General features: G+C 73.1%; 2 protein-coding genes. Both read right to left on the bottom strand.

Translation table 11 applies throughout. The features are described 5' to 3' along the window. Nucleotides 1-5189, bottom strand: a 5189-nt coding sequence (locus ACWD0Y_RS36035; protein ID WP_450264478.1) for an amino acid adenylation domain-containing protein, incomplete at its 3' end; no start/stop codon positions are given. Continuing rightward, a partial coding sequence (locus ACWD0Y_RS36030; RefSeq protein WP_450264477.1) for a phosphopantetheine-binding protein occupies nt 5186-5637 on the bottom strand: 452 nt, incomplete at its 5' end. The genes ACWD0Y_RS36030 and ACWD0Y_RS36035, both read right to left, overlap by 4 nt.

The raw sequence follows: 5637 nt of genomic DNA, 5'->3' as shown, positions 1-5637 counted from the left end.
CCCCGGTGGGTGACGGCCACGCCCTTGGGGCGGCCGGTCGAACCGGAAGTGAAGATCACATACGCCAGCGCGTCACCGTCCTCGGTGCGCTCCGGCCGGGTGGCGGGCCGCGACGCGACCAGCTCCCGGTCCCGGTCCACGACCAGCAGGCCGACGCCGTCGAAGCGGTCCTCGTACGCGGAGTGGGTGATGGCGCTGCCGGCGCCCGCGGAGTCCAGCATGGCCGCGATGCGCTCGGCCGGGTAGGAGGGGTCGATCGGCACGTAGGCCGCGCCGGCCTTCCACACCCCGAGCAGGCTCGCGAGCAGGTCGGGTCCGCGGTCCAGCAGGACACCGACCACCGACTGCGGACCGACGCCCGAGGCGCGCAGGTGGTGCGCGATCCGGTTGGCCCGCGCGTCGAGTTCCGCGTAACCGAGCGACGTACCGGCGAGGCCGACGGCGGGTGCGTCCGGCGTCCGCCGGGCCTGCTCCTCGAAGCGGCGGAGCACGGACGCGTCCGTGAAGTCGGCCGCCTCGCCCGTCCCCCGGTCGAGCAGTCGCCGGCGCTCCGCCGCGGGCAGGTACGACGCGCGGGCGTCGCCCTGCGGGTCGGCGGCCATGGCTTCCAGGACCTGGCGCAAGGTGCCCGCCAGGCGCTCCAGGGCGGCCTCGCTCAGGTGCTTGCGGCTGCCGGTCAGGAAGAGGTGGCCCAGCCGCGCCGAGACGCCCAGCGGGAACTCGGTGGGGCTGTCGTCGATGCTCGCCAGGTAGTCCACCTGCTCGCGGTCGACCTGGTCGAAGTCGTGGTAGCTGAAGCGCACGGACACCAGCCGCAGGCCGTCCTCCGCCTCACGCTGGATGTCCGGCATCGGGAAGCTGCGGTGCGACCACAGCTCGACCTCGCGGTCGAAGACCTGGCGCACCAGCTCGTGCCAGGTGTCCGCGGGGCCGTCGAACGCGAAGGGCAGCGTGTTCAGGTGCATGCCGTAGACGCCGTCGGCGCCGAGCGCCTCGGGCCGCGCGTTGCAGACCAGTCCGGTGAAGAACCGCTCGTCCCGGGTGACCGAGCTCATCACCTTCAGGTGCGCCGCGTGCAGCACGCTCTTCAGTGACGCGCCCGCCGTGGACGCCAGTGCCCGCAGCCGCTCCTCCAGGTCGTGGAACGGCACCTTGACGCGGTGCGGGGCGCCCGCGACGCCGTCGCCGGACCAGGCGTCGGGGAGGGCGAAGGCCGGGTACCCCTCGACGATGCCCGTCCAGTACGCACGGTCGTGCCCGGACTCCCGGGACGCCGTCTCGGCCGCGATGAAGTCCGCGAACCGGACGTCGGGGGCGGCCGGGGCCTCGACGGTCCCGCCGTCGCGGGCCGTGCCGTAGCCCTCGACGATCTCCATGAGGAGGGAGTGGTGGCTCCAGCCGTCGAGGATCGCGTGGCACTCGGTGATGGTGAGCCACCAGCTCCCGTCGTCGCAGGAGTGGCCGAAGAGGCGCAGCAGCGGCGGGGTGTCCAGACCGATCAGGTCGGCCCGCTCCTGCCGGGTGAACTCCCGCAGCGCTTCCCGTACTCCATCGTCCGACAGCCCGCGCAGGTCCCGCTCCGCCACCGGGACGTCGACGTCGGTGTGCACCAACTGCATCGGTACGGAGTAGGAGTTGAGGTCGAAGGAGGTGCGCAGGACGTCGTGCCGGTCGATCACGGCCCGGACGGAGGCGCGCAGCGCCGCGATGTCGAACGCCCGCTCGTCGCGGATCCGGAAGGAGGTGACGTTGTGGTACGGGTGCCGGTCGGTGTCGCTGAGCATCTCGACGACCATGCCGATCTGCACCTGGGACATCGGGTACGCGTCGTCGAGGCCGCCGGGGAGCCGCTTCCGGTCCTCGGGCGCGAGCTGCGCGAAGGGCCGGACGCCCCGCGCCGCGCGGACCTCGGGGCGGTCCGCGAGCTGCTCGGCGAGCCGGGCCACGGTGCGGTGCTCGAAGAGGTCCCGTACGGAGACGTCGAAGCCGGCCTCGCGCAGGTGCCCCGTCAGGTTGATGGCGCGCAGCGAGTGGCCGCCGAGGTCGAAGAAGCTGTCGTGGACCCCGATCGGGCCGACGCCGAGCACCGTGCTCCAGATGGCGGCGACGCGGCGCTCCAGCGCGGTGCGCGGGGCGGTGTGGTCCTGGCCCGCGGCGCGCACGGAGCCCGGGTCGGGGGCGGGCAGCGCCTTGGTGTCGAGCTTGCCGTTGACCGTCAGCGGCAGGCGCTCCAGGACGACGTAGGTGGCCGGGACCATGTACTCGGGCAGGTCCTGGGAGAGCGCGGTGCGCAGCGCGGCGGTGTCGGGCACGGTGCCTTCGGACGGCACGACGTACGCGACGAGCTGCTTGTCGCCCGGCGCGGTCTCACGGACCAGGACGACGGCGTCGTGCACGTCCTCCCGGGCGGCCAGCGCGGCGCTGATCTCGCCCAGCTCGATGCGGAACCCGCGGATCTTGACCTGCTCGTCGTTGCGGCCGAGGAACTCCAGGCTGCCGTCCGCGAGCCGCCGGGCCACGTCGCCACTGCGGTACAGCCGGTCGCCGGGCGCCCCGAACGGGTCGGGGACGAAGCGCTCCGCCGTCAGTCCGGGACGGCCCAGGTAGCCGCGGGCGACGCCGCGGCCCGCGACGTGGATCTCGCCGGGCACGCCGATCGGAGCCGGGTTGCCGTGCCGGTCGAGGATCCGGATCGCCAGGTCGTCGAGCGGGACACCGACGGGGCTGCCGGCGCCCGTGAGGTCCCGCTTCCCCAGCTCGTGGTGGGTGACGTGCACGGTCGTCTCGGTGATCCCGTACATGTTGACCAGCGTCGGCGCGGTGAGGCCCACCCGGTCCGCCCACGGGCGCAGGTCGGCGACCTCCAGCTTCTCGCCGCCGAACACCACGGTCCGCAGGGCGAGCCGGTCGATCCGGGGGTCGCCCTCGCGGGCGGCGCTCACCAGTGCGCGGAACGCCGAAGGCGTCTGGTTGAGCACGGTCACCCGCTGCTCGGCCAGCAGGTCGAGGAACTTGTCCGGATCGCGCGCCACGTCCTTCGGTACGACGACCAGGCGGCCGCCGTGCAGCAGCGCGCCCCACATCTCCCAGACGGAGAAGTCGAACGCGTAGGAGTGGAACAGCGTCCAGACGTCGGAGTCGAAGAAGCCGGTCTGCTCCGCCGTCACCGTGAAGAGCCGCAGCACATTGGCGTGGGTGAGGCAGACGCCCTTGGGGCGGCCCGTGGAGCCGGAGGTGTAGATGACGTAGACCAGGTTGCCGGCACCGGCCGACGGCGCCGGGTCACCGGCCGGCTGCTCCGCGAGGGCGGCCCGGTCGCGGTCGAGCACCAGCACCGGGCCGGTGTGGATCCGGGCCAGCATCGCCTCGTGCTCGCTCTGCGTCACGATCACCGGGACGGAGGCGTCGTCGAGCATGAAACCGAGCCGGTCGGCGGGGACCGAGGGGTCGAGCGGCAGGTAGGCGCCGCCGGCCTTCAGCACGCCGAGGAGGGCGGGCATCAGCTCGGTGCCGCGCTCCAGGCAGACGCCCACGAGCGTCTCCGGGCCGACGCCGAGTCCCCGCAGGTGGTGCGCGATGCGGTTGGCCCGGGCGTTCAGCTCGGCGTACGTCAGGTCGTGGCCGTCGAAGTGCACGGCGACGGCGTCCGGGGTGCGGCGCACCTGCTCCTCGAAGGCCCGGTGCACGGTGCCGGTCACCTCGCCGGAGACGGCCGCGCCGCCGGTGAGCAGCGCCAGCTCCGCGTCCCCGAGGAAGGCCAGCTCGGCGACGCTCGTCCGCGGGGCGGCGAGCGCGGCGTCCAGCAGCCGCACCAGGTGCGCGGTGAGCCGCTGGGCGCTCTCGCGGTCGAACAGCTCGACGGCGTACTCCAGGTGGCCGTGCAGGGTGCCGTCGGCCGCCTCCCGCAGCTGGAGGTCGAGGTCGTACTTGGCGGCGTTGCCCTCGCCCTGGAACGGCTCGGCCCGCAGGCCGGGCAGGGTGAACGCGCTGGTGCGCTCGCCGTGCATGGTGAGCGCGACGTCGAACAGCGGGTTGCGCGAGAGGTCGCGCTCCGGCTGGATCTCGTCGATGAGGCGGGCGAAGGGGGTGCCCTGGTGGTCGAAGGCGCCGAGGACCGTGTCCTTGGTCCGGTTCAGCAGCTCCTGGAACGAGGGGTCGTCCGTCCAGTGGCCGCGCAGGACCAGACTGTTGATGCCGAAACCGACCATGCCCTGGAGCTCGGGGCGGCCGCGGCCGGACACCACCGTGCCCACGGCGATGTCGGTGGAGCCGGTGTGGCGCGAGAGCAGGCTCTGAAAGGCCGCGAGCACCACCATGAACAGCGTGGCGTCGTTGTCCCGGGCGAAGTCCCGCATCCGGTCGGCCAGTCGGCCGGGGATGCCGAAGGGGACCGAGTCGCCCGTCGCGTCGCGGACGGCCTGGCGGGGCCGGTCGGTGGGCAGTTCGACCGGGGTCAGCCCCGTGAGCTGCCCCTTCCAGTAGTCGAGGTGGCGGTCCAGGGTGGCGCCGGACATCTCGGCGCGCTGCCAGGCCGCGTAGTCGGCGTACTGGAGGGGCACGGGGGGCAGGTCCGGCTCGGTGCCGGCGGCCAGGGCGGCGTACAGGGCGCTCAGTTCCCGGCCGATGACCTCGGTGGACCAGGCGTCGCAGGCGATGTGGTGGAAGACGATGCCCAGGACGTGCTCGTCGTCCGCCAGGCGGATCAGCCGTCCGCGCACCGGCAGGTCCCGGGCGAGGTCGAACGGGACGAACAGGTCGTTCGCGATGACGGACTGGACCCCGGCCTCGCGCTCACCTGCCGCCAGGCCCGTGAGGTCGTCCAGCGGCAGCGTCACCCGCTCGGCGGGGGAGATCAGCTGCACCGGGTTCTCGCCGTCCAGGCCGTAGCGGGTGCGCAGGATCTCGTGCCGGTCGGTCAGCCGCTGCCAGGCCTCGCCGAGGGCGGCGGCGTCCAGCTCTCCGGTGAGGCGGACGATCAGCGGTACGAGGTACTGGGTGCTGTCCGGGTCGAGGCGGCTGAGGAACCACATCTGCTCCTGGCCGTACGACAGGCGCAGCGGGGCGGACCGGTCGGCGCGGGGGATGGCGGTCCGGCGGCCGCCGCGGCGGCCGGCGAGCCGTCGGCGTATCAGCTCTTCTCTCGCGGCGTCCGCGTCGAAACCGGCGGGTGTGATCGCGGCGGTACTCATGCGGTGAACTCCTTAGCCAGTTCCTGGCCGTTCGTCAGCTCTGCTGGGGAAAGTGCGGCGATCTCCGCACGGATGGCGTTCTCGGTGGCGACGGCCAGCTGGGCCACGGTCGGGCCCTCGAAAACGGTGCGCACCTTGAAGTCGATCTCGAACTCCTCCTGGATGCGCGAGATCAGGCGGATGGCCAGGATCGAGTTGCCGCCGGAGTGGAAGAAGCTGTCCTCGACGCCGACGCTCACTCCGAGCAGCTCGGTCCAGATGCCGGCGATGCGCTCCTCGGTGGCGGTGCGCGGCGCGACGCGCTCGGAGCCGCGCTGCTGGTCGGTGCCCTCGGGCGACGGGAGCCTCTTGCGGTCGGTCTTGCCGTTGGCGTTGAGGGGGATCTCGGCGAGCGGGACGTAGGTCTGGGGGAGCATGTAGTCGGGCAGGCGGGTGGCGCAGTGCGCGG

The sequence above is a fragment of the Streptomyces altiplanensis genome (assembly GCF_053591575.1).
This window is presented reverse-complemented; position numbering and strand designations above follow the sequence as displayed.